This window comes from Burkholderia sp. AU16482 (genome assembly GCF_002223285.1).
Taxonomy (GTDB): Bacteria; Pseudomonadota; Gammaproteobacteria; order Burkholderiales; family Burkholderiaceae; genus Burkholderia; species Burkholderia semiarida.
Genome location: NZ_NKEY01000001.1, coordinates 60,369 through 75,718, shown reverse-complemented (window position 1 = coordinate 75,718; position 15,350 = coordinate 60,369). Strand labels below are relative to the sequence as shown.

The 15,350-nt window shown below is 66.3% G+C and carries 13 protein-coding genes; 2 read left to right on the top strand and 11 right to left on the bottom strand.

The genetic code is table 11. The annotated features are described in order from the left end of the window. Positions 1-191: 191 nt before the first annotated feature. The 11 genes from CFB35_RS00385 to CFB35_RS00335 form a co-directional block, all read right to left on the bottom strand. Positions 192-947: an ABC transporter ATP-binding protein gene (locus CFB35_RS00385; protein WP_059580489.1), complete on the bottom strand. Its 756-nt coding sequence runs from the start codon at positions 945-947 to the stop codon at positions 192-194. Next, the gene (locus CFB35_RS00380) at positions 947-2,731 is read right to left on the bottom strand and encodes an ATP-binding cassette domain-containing protein (RefSeq protein WP_059580486.1); all 1,785 of its coding nucleotides are present in this window, start codon (positions 2,729-2,731) and stop codon (positions 947-949) included. Before CFB35_RS00380 ends, CFB35_RS00385 begins: the two co-directional genes overlap by 1 nt. Before the next feature lie 4 nt (positions 2,732-2,735). Further along, a complete protein-coding gene (locus CFB35_RS00375) occupies positions 2,736-3,791 on the bottom strand; it encodes a branched-chain amino acid ABC transporter permease (RefSeq protein ID WP_059580483.1) in 1,056 nt (351 codons plus the stop codon). Positions 3,792-3,991: 200 nt separating this feature from the next. Next, complete coding sequence (locus tag CFB35_RS00370) at positions 3,992-5,149, bottom strand: ABC transporter substrate-binding protein (RefSeq protein WP_089464424.1); 1,158 nt, start codon at positions 5,147-5,149, stop codon at positions 3,992-3,994. Next, the gene (locus CFB35_RS34870) at positions 5,150-5,431 is read right to left on the bottom strand and encodes a hypothetical protein (RefSeq protein ID WP_059580478.1); all 282 of its coding nucleotides are present in this window, start codon (positions 5,429-5,431) and stop codon (positions 5,150-5,152) included. Positions 5,432-6,229: 798 nt separating this feature from the next. Then, positions 6,230-7,207, bottom strand: a complete 978-nt coding sequence (locus CFB35_RS00360; RefSeq protein ID WP_059580695.1) for a branched-chain amino acid ABC transporter permease — start codon at positions 7,205-7,207, stop codon at positions 6,230-6,232. Continuing rightward, positions 7,207-8,091, bottom strand: a complete 885-nt coding sequence (locus tag CFB35_RS00355) for a branched-chain amino acid ABC transporter permease (RefSeq protein WP_059580692.1) — start codon at positions 8,089-8,091, stop codon at positions 7,207-7,209. Before CFB35_RS00355 ends, CFB35_RS00360 begins: the two co-directional genes overlap by 1 nt. A gap of 128 nt (positions 8,092-8,219) precedes the next feature. Beyond that, positions 8,220-9,419: an ABC transporter substrate-binding protein gene (locus tag CFB35_RS00350; protein ID WP_059580476.1), complete on the bottom strand. Its 1,200-nt coding sequence runs from the start codon at positions 9,417-9,419 to the stop codon at positions 8,220-8,222. A gap of 76 nt (positions 9,420-9,495) precedes the next feature. Next, positions 9,496-10,251, bottom strand: a complete 756-nt coding sequence (locus tag CFB35_RS00345) for an ABC transporter ATP-binding protein (protein ID WP_059580474.1) — start codon at positions 10,249-10,251, stop codon at positions 9,496-9,498. Continuing rightward, positions 10,248-11,027: an ABC transporter ATP-binding protein gene (locus CFB35_RS00340; RefSeq protein WP_006477266.1), complete on the bottom strand. Its 780-nt coding sequence runs from the start codon at positions 11,025-11,027 to the stop codon at positions 10,248-10,250. The genes CFB35_RS00345 and CFB35_RS00340 overlap by 4 nt, the downstream gene beginning before the upstream one ends. A gap of 420 nt (positions 11,028-11,447) precedes the next feature. After that, positions 11,448-13,133: a GMC family oxidoreductase gene (locus CFB35_RS00335; protein ID WP_089464482.1), complete on the bottom strand. Its 1,686-nt coding sequence runs from the start codon at positions 13,131-13,133 to the stop codon at positions 11,448-11,450. A gap of 164 nt (positions 13,134-13,297) precedes the next feature. Between CFB35_RS00335 and CFB35_RS00330 the strand changes: the two genes are divergently transcribed. Together CFB35_RS00330 and CFB35_RS00325 are read left to right on the top strand one after the other, a co-directional pair. Beyond that, the gene (locus CFB35_RS00330) at positions 13,298-14,197 is read left to right on the top strand and encodes a LysR family transcriptional regulator (RefSeq protein ID WP_089464421.1); all 900 of its coding nucleotides are present in this window, start codon (positions 13,298-13,300) and stop codon (positions 14,195-14,197) included. Positions 14,198-14,348: 151 nt separating this feature from the next. Further along, a complete protein-coding gene (locus CFB35_RS00325) occupies positions 14,349-15,350 on the top strand; it encodes a hypothetical protein (RefSeq protein ID WP_059580468.1) in 1,002 nt (333 codons plus the stop codon).

Below are 15,350 nucleotides of genomic sequence, written 5' to 3'. Positions count from 1 at the left end.
GCATGTGCAGAAGTCCGCCGGTTCGTCTGATCCGCGTCCGTGGCGAGCACACAGTATTTCTCTCGGTTACCTCGGGACTTATCCCTCACACCCCCGAACGACCGATGCATCGACACCCAGGCCGACCTCACAAACAAAAACGGCGTGTTTCACGTGAAACACGCCGCCCGTTTCCCCCACCGCATCAGCAATCAAGCCGTCTTCTTCGTCAACCCGAGATAAGTCTCGATCACCCGCGGATTCTGCGCAAGCTCGGCAGCCGCCCCTTCCAACGCGAACTCGCCCGTCTCCAGCACATAGCCGTAGTCGGAGATCTGCAACGCCGCCCGTGCGTTCTGCTCGATCAGTAGCGTCGCCACGCCGGTGCCGCGCAACGCGCTGATGATATGAAAGATCTCCTTCACGATCAGCGGCGCCAACCCGAGGCTCGGTTCGTCGAGCATCAGCAGGTCGGGCTTGCCCATCAGCGCACGACCGACCGCCAGCATCTGCCGCTCGCCGCCGGACAGCGTGCCGGCCGCCTGCCTGCGGCGCTCCTTCAGCCGCGGGAATAGCGCGAACACGTGGTCGAGCTGATCGAGGAAGTTCGCTTCCCCCGCCTGCTTGCGCCGGTACGCGCCGAGCACGAGGTTGTCCTCGACCGTCATCGTGCTGAACAGCTCACGCTTTTCCGGTACGAGGCACATCCCGCGCGCGACGCGCTGCTCGACCGGCAAGGCGCCAACATCGTTGCCGCGATATACGACCGCGCCCGACGCGTGCCCCGTGACCGGCAGTGCCCCCATGATCGCGTTCAGCAGCGTCGATTTGCCGGCACCGTTCGGGCCGATCACGCTGACGATCTGCCCCGCCCCGACCTTGATTGCCGCACCGTGCAGCGCTTCCACCTTCCCGTACCGCACCGCCAGCCCGCGTACTTCGAGAATCGGCATCGTCGTGTCCGTCATCACTCCACCCCGCCCAGATACGCTTCGAGCACGGCCGGGTCCTGCTGCACATCCTGCGGCAGCCCTTCCGCGATCCGCGTGCCGAATTCCATCACCACCAGCCGGTCGGTGAGGTTCATCACGAAATCCATGTCATGTTCCACGAGCAACACGCTCATGCCCTCGGCCTTCAGCCGCCGCAGCAGGTCGGCGAGTTGCTGCTTCTCCTGGTAACGCAGGCCCGCGGCCGGCTCGTCGAGTAGCAGCAGCGTCGGATCGCAGCACAGCGCACGCGCGATTTCGAGAATCCGCTGCTGGCCGAGCGCGAGGCTGCCCGCTTCGTCGTACATGTGCTTCTCGAGCCCGACGCGGCGGATCTGGCGCGCGGCTTCGGCCAGCAACTGCGCTTCCTCATGCGCATTGAGCCGAGCAATGCTGCGCCACACGCCCGTATGACCCCGCAGATGGGCACCGATCGCGACGTTCTCGAGCACCGTCATCGCCGGCAGCAGCTTCACATGCTGGAACGTGCGACCGATGCCGCGGCGGACGATCTGACGCGACGTCAGCCCGTCGATACGCTCGCCGCGGAACGTGATCGCGCCGCCGGTCGGCTTCAGCACGCCGGTCACGAGGTTGAACGTGGTCGACTTGCCCGCGCCGTTCGGGCCGATCAGCCCGATGATCTGCCCCGCTTTCACGTCGAAACTGACGTCGTTGACGGCCACGAGCCCGCCGAACTGCTTGCGTGCGTTGTCGACCACGAGCAGCGGCTCGCCGGCCACCGGCTTGGCGCGCTGCGGCAGCGGGTCGGCCTGCGCCGGCACGTGCGCGCGCGGCCCGCGTGGGAACAGTCTCGCGACGAACGGCCATACGCCCTGGCGCGCGTACTGCAGCAGCAGCACCATCAGCACGCCGAACACGATGATCTCGAAGTTGCCTTCCGAGCCGAGCAGCTTCGGCAGCAGCGTCTGCAAATAATCCTGCAGCACGGTCAGGATCGCCGCGCCGAGCACCGCGCCCCACACGTGCGACACACCGCCGACCACGGCCATGAACAGGAATTCGATCCCGTGGTTCAGGCCGAACGGCGTCGGGTTCACCGCGCGCTGCAGGTGCGCATACAGGAAACCGGACACGGCCGCGAGCACGGCCGCGTAGACGAAAATCACGACACGCATCCACGCGGTATTCACGCCCATCGCCTCGGCCATCACGCCGCCGCCGCGCAGCGCGCGGATCGCGCGGCCGGGCCGGCTGTTGAGCAGGTTCTGCACCGACACGATCGCGGCCAGCACCACGGCCCAGATCAGGAAATACAGGCTGCGCCCGCTTTCGAGCACGATGCCGAACAGGTTCAGCGCTGGAATCCCGTTGATCCCGTCGTATTTGCCGAGCACTTCGAGGTTGCCGAACAGGTAGAACAGCGCGAGCCCCCACGCGATCGTGCCGAGCGGCAGGAAGTGCCCGGACAGCCGCATCGTCACGGCACCGAGCACGAGCGCCACGAGCGCCGTCAGCACCACGCCGACGATCAGCGCGAGCCACGGCGACACGCCGTACCGCGTCGTCAGGAACGCGGTCGCATACGCGCCGATCCCGACGAACGCGGCCTGCCCGAAGCTCGTCATCCCGCCGACGCCCGTCAGCAGCACGAGCCCGATCGCGACGATCGCATAGAGGCCGATGTAGTTCAGCAGCGTGATCCAGTACTCGGGCACCTGCAGCGCGCCGGGCAGCACCGGCAGCGCGAACAGCACCACGAGAAACAGCCAGAAGGCCTTGTTGCGTACCATCGTCTTCATCGCGTCACTCCTCTTCCTCTTCCGCATGCGGCGTCACGAAGCTGCGCCACAGCAGCACCGGAATGATCAGCGTGAACACGATCACCTCCTTGTACGCGCTCGCCCAGAACGACGAATACGATTCGAGCACGCCGACGAGCAGCGAGCCGGCGGCCGCGAGCGGATAGCTGACGAGCCCGCCGATGATCGCGCCGACGAAGCCCTTCAGGCCGATCAGGAAGCCCGAGTCGTAGTAGATCGTCGTCAGTGGGCCGACGAGGATCCCGGACAGCACGCCGAGCCCCGCCGCGAACGTGAATGCGAGCCGCCCGGCTTCGGTGGTGCCGATGCCGACGAGCCGCGCACCGAGCCGGTTCACCGACGTCGCGCGCAGCGCCTTGCCGGCGATCGTGCGGCCGAAGTACACGTAGAGCGCGCCGATCAGCACGAGCGCCGTGACGACGACCAGGATGCTCTGCACCGACACCGTCAGGCTGCCGATCGCGAGCGACGCGTCCGAGAACCCGTTGGTGCGCGAGCCTTCCGCGCCGAACATCACGAGGCCGAGGCCGACCATCGCGAAATGGACGGCCACCGACACGATCAGCAGCAGCAGCGTCGTGCCTTCGGCGATCGGCTGGTACACGAGCCGGTAGACGAACGGCCCCATCGGCACGACGATCGCGAGCGTCAGCGCGATCTGCGCGAGCATCGGCATCGGCTGCGCGGCAAAGCTGCGCGTGATCGCGAACACCGCCAGCGGCAGCAGCACGTAGCGGCTGCCGAGCGTCGCGAGCGTGCGGCCGAGCTGATGGCGGCGTTCGCGATGCCGGATCAGGCCGCCGGCCTCGAGCAGGAAGCATGCGATGCCCATCACGAGCAGCAGCCAGCAGGTGGCGGGGAATTTCTGCGCCTGCAACGCGGCCAGCGTCAGCGCACCGTAGGCGACGAATTCGCCCTGGGGAATGAAGATCACCCGCGTGACGGAAAATACCAGCACGAGCGCCAGCGACAACAATGCATAAATGGCGCCGGTCGTGATGCCGTCTTGCGCGAGGATCGCCGCAATCGAGAGATCCATACGTTTCGTGTATCGAGAGAATGCTGCGGAGAAACGAAAGGCGGAAACGGCCGGGGCGCGCGCGACACGATCGGCACGTCGCGCGCCACGCGGCGGGCCCCGGGGTTCCAGGCGGCACGGGTGCGAGCCGTCATGCGCGTCACCCTGCCGACGGCATGCGCGGCGCCGTTCGCGCCGCGCATGCCGGTTTCACGTGATGCTTACTCGGCCTGCAGCTTCCACTTGCCGTCGACGATCTGCACCATCACGCGCGCACGCGTGTCGAAGCCATTGTGATCGGTCGCCGTCATGTTGATCACGCCGTGCGAGACGGGCAGATCCTTCACGCTTTCGATCGATGCGCGCAGCGCTTCGCGGAACGCCTCGGTGCCCGGCTGGCCCTTCTTCAGCGCTTCCGGAATCGCCCGCTGCAGCAGCAGGCCCGCGTCCCAAGCATGGCCGCCGAACGTCGACAGCGAACCCGCACCGTACGCCTTCTCGTACGCGGCCTTGTAGCCGAGCGCCGGCTTCTTCACCGGATTCGAATCGGGCAGCTGGTCCGTCACGAGCACGGGGCCGGCCGGCAGGATCTCGCCTTCGCAATCCTTGCCGCACACGCGCAGGAAATCGTTGTTCGCGACGCCGTGCGTCTGGTACACCTTGCCCTTGTAGCCGCGCTCCTTCAGCGTCTTGGCCGGCAGCGCCGCCGGCGTGCCGGAGCCGGCAATCAGCACCGCATCCGGGTTCGCGCCCAGCAGCTTCAGCACCTGCCCCATCACCGACGCGTCGGTCCGGTTGTAGCGCTCGTTCGACACGAGCTTCAGCCCGTTCTTCGCGGCTGCCGCGTCGAACGTCTTGTACCAGCTGTCGCCGTACGCATCGGCGAAACCGATGAAGCCGACCGTCTTCACGCCGTGCTTCGCCATGTAGCCGGCGATCGCGTCGGCCATCAGCTGGTCGTTCTGCGGCACCTTGAACATCCACGCGCGCTTCGCGTCCATCGGCGCGATGATCTGCGCGCTCGCCGCGAGCGAGATCGTCGGCGTCTTGCCCTGCGACACGGGTTCGAGCATCGCGAGCGAGTTCGGCGTGACCGACGAACCGATGATCGCGTCGACGTGATCCTCGTCGATCAGCTTGCGCACGTTCTGCACCGCGCGGCTCGTGTCGGACGCGTCGTCGAGCACGATGTACTGCACGCTCTTGCCCGCGATTTCCTTCGGCAGCAGCGCGATCGTGTTCTTTTCCGGAATCCCGAGCGAGGCGGCCGGGCCGGTGGCCGACAGCGTCACGCCGATCTTCACCTGCGCCGACGCCGTGGCCGCCGCACACACGAGGCCCGCGGCAAGCAGGGCCTCCATCCATCGATTCATCTTCATTTACGTTGTCTCCAAACGCTGCTCGAAAAAACCACGGTTGCTCGGGCGGCTCCCGGTCCCCAAACAAGTTAATATCTTAATTATCTCGCCCATCCGCGCCCATGCTCGTTTTCCCGCGAAACGCCGCACCCATGCGCCGCATGCCGATCGAAACGGCCGTTCGACCGTCACGATGCGCAGCAGCGGTGTCGTCAGGATGAAGAAGGCGAAGAAATGAGAAAGCGTGCGGAAGCTGGTTGCGCGCGCATCGATGGTCGGCACGCGCGGCGAGCGATACAACATCGGGAAGCCGGCCGCTCATGCGAATGCGAATGCGAATGCGAATGCGAATGCGAATACGGATGCAGAGACGGATGCGAGTGCAACGACCCGCACGGGCGCCGGGACGCGCATACAGGCTGCGGAGCGGCTCGGAAATGCCGCGATGCCCCGTCGCGCACCCGATGATGAACGAACGGCGCCCGCCGCCTCTGCTGCCCCGATCCACCGTGCTGCGCTGCTCATCCAACCGTACTCCCTGTTCTGCATTGTGCTTGTAGGAGAACTGCCGACCGATTTTCCCGACCGCACGGTCGGCGAAAGCCGAGTGTAACGGACGCCTTTCGCGCACGCCAACCGGGTAAGCCCGAAGCGCCTGTGCAGGATTGCGCATCGTCGGCGAACGGATCGCGGGAAACGGAAAAAACGGGGAATGCGGCGAAGCGCGGAAAAGACGCGGTGCGAACGCAAACGCGGGAAGCGGCCGTCACGCCGGCCGATGCACCATCGATGGAATCCGTGCACGCAAATGAAAAAGCGCTGTTGGATTCCGTCCAACAGCGCTTTAGGGTCCGGGCACTTTGTGCCTCGATTGTCTCCTCGTTCTCCACCTGCAAATTCGTTTCGCGGTGCATCAGAACTAGGTTGAATCTTAAAGAGGCTTAAGCACCACGACAACTTAGCATTTACCCCTATGGTGCATCGCCGCACGAAAATGGGGCACCAGCGGGCCGCGCGGTGCAGGCCCCAGCGGCCGCGCCGCCCTTTCCGGGCGCGCCGGATGGTGCTGCGCATCAACGCGCGGCGACGCGCACGGCATGCTCACGACGTCGCCCTGAGCGGCTTGATCCGCGCGACCATCTCGCCGACGATGCCGCGCCGGAACGCGAGCACGCATGCGATGAAGATCAGCCCGGTGACGATCGTCGCCGATTCGCCGAGCGAATGGAACCACGCGACGCCCGTCGTCGACGCGAGCCATTCGCCGATGTCGCCGAGCCGGTCTTCCAGCGCGACGATCAGCGCGGCGCCCAGGAGCGGCCCGAACAGCGTGCCCATCCCGCCGACGAGCGTCATCAGCACGACGAGGCCCGACATCGTCCAGTACGCGTCCGACAGCGTCTCGAAGCCGAGCACCAGCACCTTCAGCGAACCGGCCAGCCCCGCGAGCGCGGCCGACAGGATGAACGCGAGCAGCTTGAAGCGGTCGGTGTCGTAGCCGAGCGAGATCGCACGCGCTTCGTTCTCCTTGATGGCGACGAGCACCTGGCCGAACGGCGAATGGACGACCCGCACGATGAACGCGCATGCGGCCACGACCACCGCCAGCACGACATAGTACAGCGCGACGTCGTTCGACAGGTCGAGCAGCCCGAACAGGCGGCCGCGCGGCACGCCCTGCAGGCCGTCCTCGCCGTGCGTGAACGGCGCCTGCAGATAGATGAAGTAGACCATCTGCGCGAACGCGAGCGTGATCATCGCGAAGTAGATGCCTTGCCGGCGGATCGCGAACAGCCCGACGACGAGCCCGAGCAGCGTCGCGGCGACGGTGCCGACCAGCACGCCGAGCTCGGGCGTGAAACCGAGCGTCTGCATCGAATAGCCGGTCGCATAGCCGGCCGTCGCGAGAAACATCGCATGGCCGAACGACAGCAGCCCCGTATAGCCGATCAGCAGGTTGAACGCGGCCGCGAACAGCGCGAACGCGAGCACCTTCATCACGAACACCGGATACGCGCCGATGAACGGCGCGGCGAGCAGTGCGGCGAGCAGCACGCCGTAGAGCACTTTTCTCTGCATCATTTTTCCTTGCCGAAGAGGCCCGCCGGGCGGAACAGCAGCACGATCGCCATGATCACGAACACGACGGTGGCCGATGCTTCGGGATAGAACACGCGCGTGAAGCCCTCGATCACGCCGAGCAGCAGGCCCGTGACGATCGAGCCGAGGATCGAGCCCATCCCGCCGATCACGACCACCGCGAACACGGTGATGATCATCGGCTGGCCCATCAGCGGCGACACCTGGATCACCGGCGCGGCCAGCACGCCCGCGAACGCCGCGAGCGCGACGCCGAAGCCGTAGGTGAGCGTGATCATCATCGGCACGTTCACGCCGAACGCCTCGACGAGCTTCGGGTTCTCGGTGCCCGCGCGCAAGTACGCGCCGAGCCGCGTCTTCTCGATCACGAACCACGTCGCGAGGCACACCGCGAGCGACGCGACGACCACCCAGGCGCGATAGTTCGGCAGGAACATGAAGCCGAGATTGGTCGCGCCGGACAGCTGCGACGGCACGTCGTACGGCTGACCCGACGATCCGTAGATCGACCGGAACACGCCTTCGACGACCAGCGTGAGCCCGAACGTGAGCAGCAGCCCGTACAGGTGATCGAGCTTGTACAGCCAGCGCAGCATCGAGCGCTCGATCGCGATCCCGAACACGCCGACGATCAGCGGCGCCAGCACGAGCATCGCCCAGTACGGCAGCGCGAGATACGACAGGCCCATCCACGCGAGCATCGCGCCCAGCATGAACAGCGCGCCGTGCGCGAAGTTGATCACGTTGAGCAGCCCGAAGATCACCGCGAGCCCGAGGCTCAGGATCGCGTAGAACGAGCCGTTGACGAGCCCGAGCAGCAACTGGCTCAGCATCGCCGGCAACGGAATGCCAAAGATTTCCATCGACTTAGCCGTCAGAATGAGTTTCGTTGCGCACGCAACTTTCATGCAGCGCGCATGCCGGCGGCGCAGCGGGCACGTCGCTGCAGCCGCCACCGTGCGACGCGCCCGTGCGCGCCGCTACGCGATGCCTACTTCCACAACGCGCAGCGCGTCTCCTGCTTGGTGCCGAACGCCTGTTCGCCCGGAATCGTCGCGAGCACCTTGTAGTAGTCCCACGGCTCCTTCGATTCCGACGGCTTCTTCACTTCCATCAGGTACATGTCGTGGATCATGCTGCCGTCCTGGCGGATGTAGCCCTTCGCGTAGAAGTCGCTGATCTTGATCTTCTTCAGCTCGGCCATCACCTTGTCGGAGTCGGTCGTGCCGGCGGCCTGCACGGCCTTCAGGTAGGTCGTCACCGACGAATAGTCGGCCGCCTGCAGGCTCGACGGCATCTTCTTCATCTTGCCGAAGTAGCGCTGCGCCCACTGGCGCGACGCCGCGTCGCGGTTCCAGTACCAGCTGTCGGTCAGCACGAGGCCCTGCGTCGTTTCGAGGCCGAGGCTGTGCACGTCGTCGATGAACATCAGCAGCGCGGCGAGCTTCATCGTCTTCATGATGCCGAATTCCTTCGCGGCCTTGATCGAGTTGATCGTGTCGCCGCCCGCGTTCGCGAGGCCGAGGATCTGCGCCTTCGACGATTGCGCCTGCAGCAGGAACGACGAGAAATCCGACGCGGACAGCGGGTGGCGCACCGCGCCGAGCACCTGGCCGCCGTTCGCCTTCACGACGTCCGACGTGTTCTTCTCGAGCGCCTTGCCGAACGCGTAGTCGGCCGTCAGGAAGAACCACGTCTTGCCGCCCTGCTTCACCACCGCCGAGCCGGTGCCTTTCGCGAGCGCCATCGTGTCGTACGCGTAGTGGACCGTGTACGGCGTGCACTGCTCGTTGGTCAGCGTGTCGGCACCCGCGCCGATGTTGATGTAGACCTTCTTCTTCTCGGCCGCGACCTGGTTCATCGACAGCGCGGTGGCCGAGTTCGTGCCGCCGACCAGCAGGTCGAGCCCGCCGCGGTCCATCCATTCGCGCGCCTTCGACGCGGCGATGTCGGCCTTGTTCTGGTGATCGGCATAGACGACCTCGATCGGCTTGCCGAGCACCTTGCCGCCGAAGTCCGCGACCGCCATGCGGATCGCCTCGAGACCGCCCTGCCCGTCGATATCCGCGTAAAGCCCCGACATGTCGGTGATGAAGCCGATCTTCACGGTATCCGCCGCGTGGGCGGCGCCGGCGGTGAACGCGGCGCTCGCGAGCGCGAGACAGGCCTGTGCGAGGGTCTTCATTTTCATTGACGTCTCCTGTTGTTCTGATGCGTTGTGGTTGTTCGAGGGCCGCCACGGCCAGCGGCAAGGGAAACGGGGGGCGTCATACTCCGAGCAGGTCGTGCAGGGTCGGCATCTTGCTTTCCAGTTCGGCTGCGCGGAAATGCTCGACGATGCTGCCGTGCTCCATCACGTAGAAGCGGTCGGCGAGCGGCGCGGCGAAGCGGAAATTCTGTTCGACCATCACGATCGTGTAGCCGCGCGCCTTCAGCGCGACGATCATTCGCGCGAGCGCCTGCACGATCACCGGCGCGAGGCCTTCGGAAATCTCGTCGAGCAGCAGCAGGTTCGCGCCGGTGCGCAGGATCCGCGCGACCGCGAGCATCTGCTGCTCGCCGCCCGACAGCCGCGTGCCCTGGCTCTGCCGGCGCGACGCGAGGTTCGGGAACATCGCGTAGATCTCGTCGAGCGACATCGCATGCTCGCGCGGCCCGATCAGCGGCGGCAGCATCAGGTTCTCCTCGCACGACAGGCTCGAGAAGATCCCGCGCTCCTCCGGGCAGTAGCCGATGCCGTAATGCGCGATGCGATGCGTCGCGAGGCCGATCGTCTCGTGGCCGGCGACCTTGATCGACCCGCTGCGGCGGCCCGTGAGGCCCATGATCGCGCGCAGCGTCGTCGTGCGGCCCGCGCCGTTGCGACCGAGCAGCGTGACGACCTCGCCGCGATGCACGGTCAGGTCGACGCCATGCAGGATGTGGGATTCCCCGTACCAGGCCTCCAGGCCCGTGATCTCCAGCGCAGGCGTACCGCTCTCGACGCCGCTCAATTCGCGTTCCTCCCGTTCGCTGTGCTTCATGCGTGCGCCCCCGCGAGCGCCGCGTCGGCGCTGCCCATGTAGGCCTCGATGACGAGCGGATTCTTCGACACTTCCGCATACGAGCCTTCGGCCAGCACCTCGCCGCGTTGCAGGACGGTGATCGTGTCGGAGATCCCCGCGATCACGTTCATGTTGTGCTCGACCATCAGGATCGTGCGGCCGCTCGCGACCTTCTTGATCAGCGCGGTCACGCGGTCGACGTCCTCGTGGCCCATGCCCTGCGTGGGCTCGTCGAGCAGCATCAGCTCGGGCTCCATCGCGAGCGTCGTCGCGATCTCGAGCGCGCGCTTGCGGCCGTACGCGAGCTCGACGGTCGGCACGTGCGCGAAATCGGTGAGGCCGACCTGCGTGAGCAGATCCATCGCGCGATCGTCGAGCCGCTTCAGCGTGCGTTCGCTACGCCAGAAATGGAATTCGGTGCCGAGCGCGCGCTGCAGTCCGATGCGCACGTTCTGCAACGCGGTCAGGTGCGGGAACACGGCCGAGATCTGGAACGAGCGGATGATGCCGCGCCGCGCGACCTGCGCGGGCCGCTCGTCGGTGATGTCGATGCCGTTGAAGACGATCTGGCCGGCCGTCGGCGTCAGGAATTTGGTGAGGAGGTTGAAACAGGTGGTCTTGCCCGCGCCGTTCGGCCCGATCAGTGCATGGATCGCACCGCGCCGCACACGCAGGTTGACGCCGTTCACGGCGGTGAAGCCCCTGAATTCCTTCGTCAGTCCGCGTGTTTCCAGAATCGTGTCGCCGAGAATCATGTTCCCTTCCGTACGAAGTCAGGCGAAGCACCGGGAAGCCTGGCGCAAGCGGCCGCGAACAGGTCAGCGGATCAGCCGGCTGCCCCCGGGCGCCGTGGTACGCCTCGAGGGTGGTCTCCCGCGCCGACGCGTATGCACATTGCGCAACATTGTCGCGCCGTTGGTGCAGTGCAATCATCGGGATTTGCACTTATAGGGATGGCCACCCTGTCGGATGCGACCGCGCGCGAATTTCACCGTGCTTTTTTGACACGTGCATCATTACCGGTTGAGCTGCTGCAGGACATGGTACGCACGCGCCGAAAAAAGCCGCGCGACGACGCGCGGCTCGCACGGATCTTGCGCACCGGCAGCTTGTTTCGCATCGCGAATCAGCGGGCGTTCGCGCAACCGCCCGCTCGTGCGCATGTCAGCGGGCCTTCATGCCGCCGTCACCGCGGCCTCGGTTCGCACCGACGTCGTTTCGCGCGCCGCACGGCGGTCGGCGCGGATCATGTCGCTCGCGCGCTCGGCGATCATCAGCGTCGGCGAATTGGTGTTGCCCGACGTGATGAACGGCATCACCGACGCATCGACGATCCGCAGCCCGGCGATGCCGCGCACGCGCAGCCGGCTGTCGACCACCGCCCGCTCGTCGTCGGCGCGCCCCATCCGGCACGTGCCGACCGGGTGGAAGATCGTCGTGCCGACGACGCCGGCCGCATCGACCAGTTCGGCCTCGGTCCGGTACTGCGTGCCCGGCAGGATTTCCTCGGGGCGATAGCGCGCGAGCGCCGGCGCGGACGCGATGCGGCGCGTGAGGCGCAACGCGTTCGCGGCGACGTGCCGATCGTGATCGGTCGACAGATAGTTCGGCGCGATCGCCGGTGCGCTGCGCGGATCGGCGCTCGTCACGTGCACGCTGCCGCGCGAGCTCGGCCGCAAGTGGCACACCGACGCCGTGAAGGCGTTGAACCCGTGCAGCGGTTCGCCGAAGCGTTCGAGCGACAGCGGCTGCACGTGGTACTGGAGATCGGGGCGCGTGAGCGCGGGATCGTCCGGATCCGATTTCGCGAACGCGCCCAGTTGCGACGGCGCCATCGACATCGGCCCGCGCTGCAGCAGCGCATATTCGGCGCCGATCATCAGCTTGCCCCACCAGCGCGCGGAGAGTGTATTGAGCGTACGCACGCCGTCGACCCGAAACGCCATCCGCAATTGCAGGTGATCCTGCAGGTTTTCGCCGACGCCCGGCAGATCGTGCACGACGTCGATGCCGAGCGCCTGCAGCCGCCGGCCGTCGCCGATACCCGACAGTTCGAGCAGTTGCGGCGAATTCACCGCGCCCGACGTCAGCAGCACTTCCGCGCTCGCCCGCGCGACGTAATCGGTGCCGCCGCCGTGGTATTCGACGCCGACCGCGCGCCGCCCGTCGAAAATCACGCGCTGCGCATGCGCGCCGGTGATCACGGTCAGGTTCGGGCGCGCCATCGCGGGCCGCAGGAACGCCTTCGACGTATTCCAGCGCACGCCGCGCTTCTGGTTCACCTCGAAGTAGCCGACCCCGGCATTGTCGCCGCGGTTGAAATCGTCGGTGGCGGGAATGCCCGTCTGCTGCGCGGCCTGCGCGAACGATTCGAGGATTTCCCAGCGCAGCCGCTGCTTCTCGACGCGCCAGTAGCCGCCCGCGCCGTGCGCGTCGCTCGCGCCCGCATGGTGATCCTCGCTGCGCTTGAAGATCGGCAGCACGCTGTCCCACGACCAGCCGGCGTCGCCGGTTTCCTGCGCCCAGTTGTCGTAGTCCTCGCGCTGGCCGCGCATGTAGATCATCCCGTTGATCGACGAGCAGCCGCCGAGCACGCGGCCGCGCGGATACGACAGCGCACGGCCGTTGAGCGCCGCTTCGGGCTGCGTCTTGTACAGCCAGTCGGTGCGCGGGTTGCCGATGCAATACAGATAGCCGACCGGGATATGAATCCAGTGATAGTCGTCCTTGCCGCCCGCTTCGAGCAGCAGCACGCGGATGTCGGGATCCTCGGTCAGGCGGTTCGCGAGCACGCAGCCCGCGGTGCCCGCGCCGACGATCACGTAGTCGAATTCGCCCTCGAGCGTGCGTGGTGTACTCACGGTGTTGTCTCCTTCGTTCTTGTGTGCCGCGCGTGTGTTCCCGCGCGTCATTTTCGGCATAGTGCGCCGGGGCCGACGCGACCGATGAAGCGTACTCCCGCCGCCGTCCGCCGATCCAATGAGTTATGCTGAACTGCGTTATAAGCCGCGCTCATATCACGACGATGGATCTCACCCTGCTCCGCGCGTTCGCGACGGTCGCGCGCGAAGGCAACCTGACGCGCGCCGCCGCACAGCTGCATCTGACACAGCCGGCCGTCAGCCTGCAAATCAAGCATCTGCAGGAAACGCTGGGCGTCGTGCTGTTCACGCGTACGTCGCGCGGGCTCGCGCTCACGCGCGACGGCCAGACGCTGCTGCCGCATGCGGAACGCGCGCTCGCCGCGGCCGCCGACGTGCAGCGCGCCGCTGCCGCGCTGCGTCACGAGGTGCGCGGCCGGCTGCGGATCGGCACGATCCTCGATCCGGCGTTCCTGCGGCTCGGCGGCTTCCTGCGCGCGCTGGTCGAGACCCATCCGCAGATCGAGACCGCGCTGCGGCACGGGATGTCGGGCTGGGTGCTCGAACAGGTGCGCGCGCAGGCGCTCGACGTCGGCTACTACATCGGCTGGCCCGACGAGGACGCGCCGCGCGACAACGCGCTGTTCCACACCGTCACGCTCACGCATTTCCAGTACCGCGTGCTCGCGCCGGCCGGCTGGAAGGAGCGCGTGCAGCGCGCGCACGACTGGCGCGCGCTCGCCGCGCTGCCGTGGATCTGGACGCCGCCCGCGTCCGCGCACCACCGGCTGCTGTCGCGGCTGTTCGCGGCGGCCGGCGCGCAGCCGGTCAAGGTGGCCGAGGTCGACCAGGAGCAGTCGATGCTCGACCTCGTGAAATCGGGGATCGGGTTGACGCTCGCACGCGATTCGACCGCGCTGGCCGAAGCGCACGCACATGCGCTGACGATCGTCGAACGCGTGACGGTGCCCACCGAACTGACGTTCGTGACGCTCGCCGAGCGGCGCGACGAGCCGGCGATCGCGGCCGCGCTGCGGCTGATCGAAGCGCAGTGGGCGATATGAGCGGCGCTCATCGTGCGTGATCGGGCTGGCGGGTGAAAAGATCGCGCGGATAGATCGACCGGCGGTTCAACTTTCGTTCCGGTCCAATTGAAGCGAGTGAAAGACGTTTGTAATCTCGTTGATTCGTCTATCGAACACGGGAAATCCAGACATGACCGGTCCGCTCGCCGATCACGCGCGATCGCAAAGCTTCGCGGTATGCGATGCGTTGCGACGCCATCGCCGCACGCTCGCTGAAAACCTGCCTCCCCATACCAGCATTCGCACGCATCAACGCAACGGCTGGTTGATCGGCGACGATTCCTTCAGTGGCGATTTCGATCTCGATCCGCATCTTGCGAGCGAGCTTCTGCACGCGCTCGTCACATCGGGCCAGTGTTCCGCGTCCGACTGGGTGCATGACGTCGCGGACAGCGGGCATACCGGCGATCCAGGAACGCTCGCCCGGCTTTACGAAGAAGGCCGCAACAACCTGGTGGGGCCGGGAAGCATCGTCGGAAACCTCAACACCGGGCTCGGTGCGGCCCATGCTGCGCATGCGCTGTCCCTGAAACGCAACATCGACGCGGGCGCGCAGACGTTGCTCCGCCGCGCTGCACCAAGCGTGAAGATCAACCATTCCGTCACGCTCTATGACGCCAACACCACGGGAAAGGGAAAACCCCGTCCGAAGCTGCGGATACGCAACCTGCCGATCCAGAGCGTCCAGCCGGCGCTCGGGCCGCATGCGAAGCACAATCCGCGCACGCAAACCACGACTGCCGCGCTCAAGGCGGCGGATCTCAAACAGCTCACGCCCAGGATTTCGCCACTCAGGCACCTGTACGCCGGCAGCCTGATCGGCAGCGGTGTTCTGACGTTTGCGCCGAGTCTGGCACTCGACATGGCGGCGAGTATCAGCCGGGATACGCAGGGCGCGTTGAGATTCGACAGTCGTGCGTTCATGCTCGCGTCTGCGCGGAGTCAAAGCGGGAATCTACTCGGGTTTGGTTTTTCGACGGCAACGTCCGCTATTCTCCTCTGGGCCGGCGCCAGTGCGCTCCCGGTCATTCTGTTCTCGTTCGGAGTCGGATTCGGCATACAAGTGCTCTGGAACGCCTCCATCGGCCCCGACCTTGCAGAATCGCAAGCCCGACGCCTGCTGGATAACTGA

Excerpts from the sequence above, each read along its gene's own strand:
- CFB35_RS00385 (WP_059580489.1), bottom strand. The coding sequence starts at position 947 with ATGACGGACACGACGATGCCGATTCTCGAAGTACGCGGGCTGGCGGTG.
- CFB35_RS00380 (WP_059580486.1), bottom strand. The coding sequence starts at position 2,731 with ATGAAGACGATGGTACGCAACAAGGCCTTCTGGCTGTTTCTCGTGGTG.
- CFB35_RS00375 (WP_059580483.1), bottom strand. The coding sequence starts at position 3,791 with ATGGATCTCTCGATTGCGGCGATCCTCGCGCAAGACGGCATCACGACC.
- CFB35_RS00370 (WP_089464424.1), bottom strand. The coding sequence starts at position 5,149 with ATGAAGATGAATCGATGGATGGAGGCCCTGCTTGCCGCGGGCCTCGTG.
- CFB35_RS34870 (WP_059580478.1), bottom strand. The coding sequence starts at position 5,431 with ATGTTGTATCGCTCGCCGCGCGTGCCGACCATCGATGCGCGCGCAACC.
- CFB35_RS00360 (WP_059580695.1), bottom strand. The coding sequence starts at position 7,207 with ATGCAGAGAAAAGTGCTCTACGGCGTGCTGCTCGCCGCACTGCTCGCC.
- CFB35_RS00355 (WP_059580692.1), bottom strand. The coding sequence starts at position 8,091 with ATGGAAATCTTTGGCATTCCGTTGCCGGCGATGCTGAGCCAGTTGCTG.
- CFB35_RS00350 (WP_059580476.1), bottom strand. The coding sequence starts at position 9,419 with ATGAAAATGAAGACCCTCGCACAGGCCTGTCTCGCGCTCGCGAGCGCC.
- CFB35_RS00345 (WP_059580474.1), bottom strand. The coding sequence starts at position 10,251 with ATGAAGCACAGCGAACGGGAGGAACGCGAATTGAGCGGCGTCGAGAGC.
- CFB35_RS00340 (WP_006477266.1), bottom strand. The coding sequence starts at position 11,027 with ATGATTCTCGGCGACACGATTCTGGAAACACGCGGACTGACGAAGGAA.
- CFB35_RS00330 (WP_089464421.1), top strand. The coding sequence starts at position 13,298 with ATGGATCTCACCCTGCTCCGCGCGTTCGCGACGGTCGCGCGCGAAGGC.
- CFB35_RS00325 (WP_059580468.1), top strand. The coding sequence starts at position 14,349 with ATGACCGGTCCGCTCGCCGATCACGCGCGATCGCAAAGCTTCGCGGTA.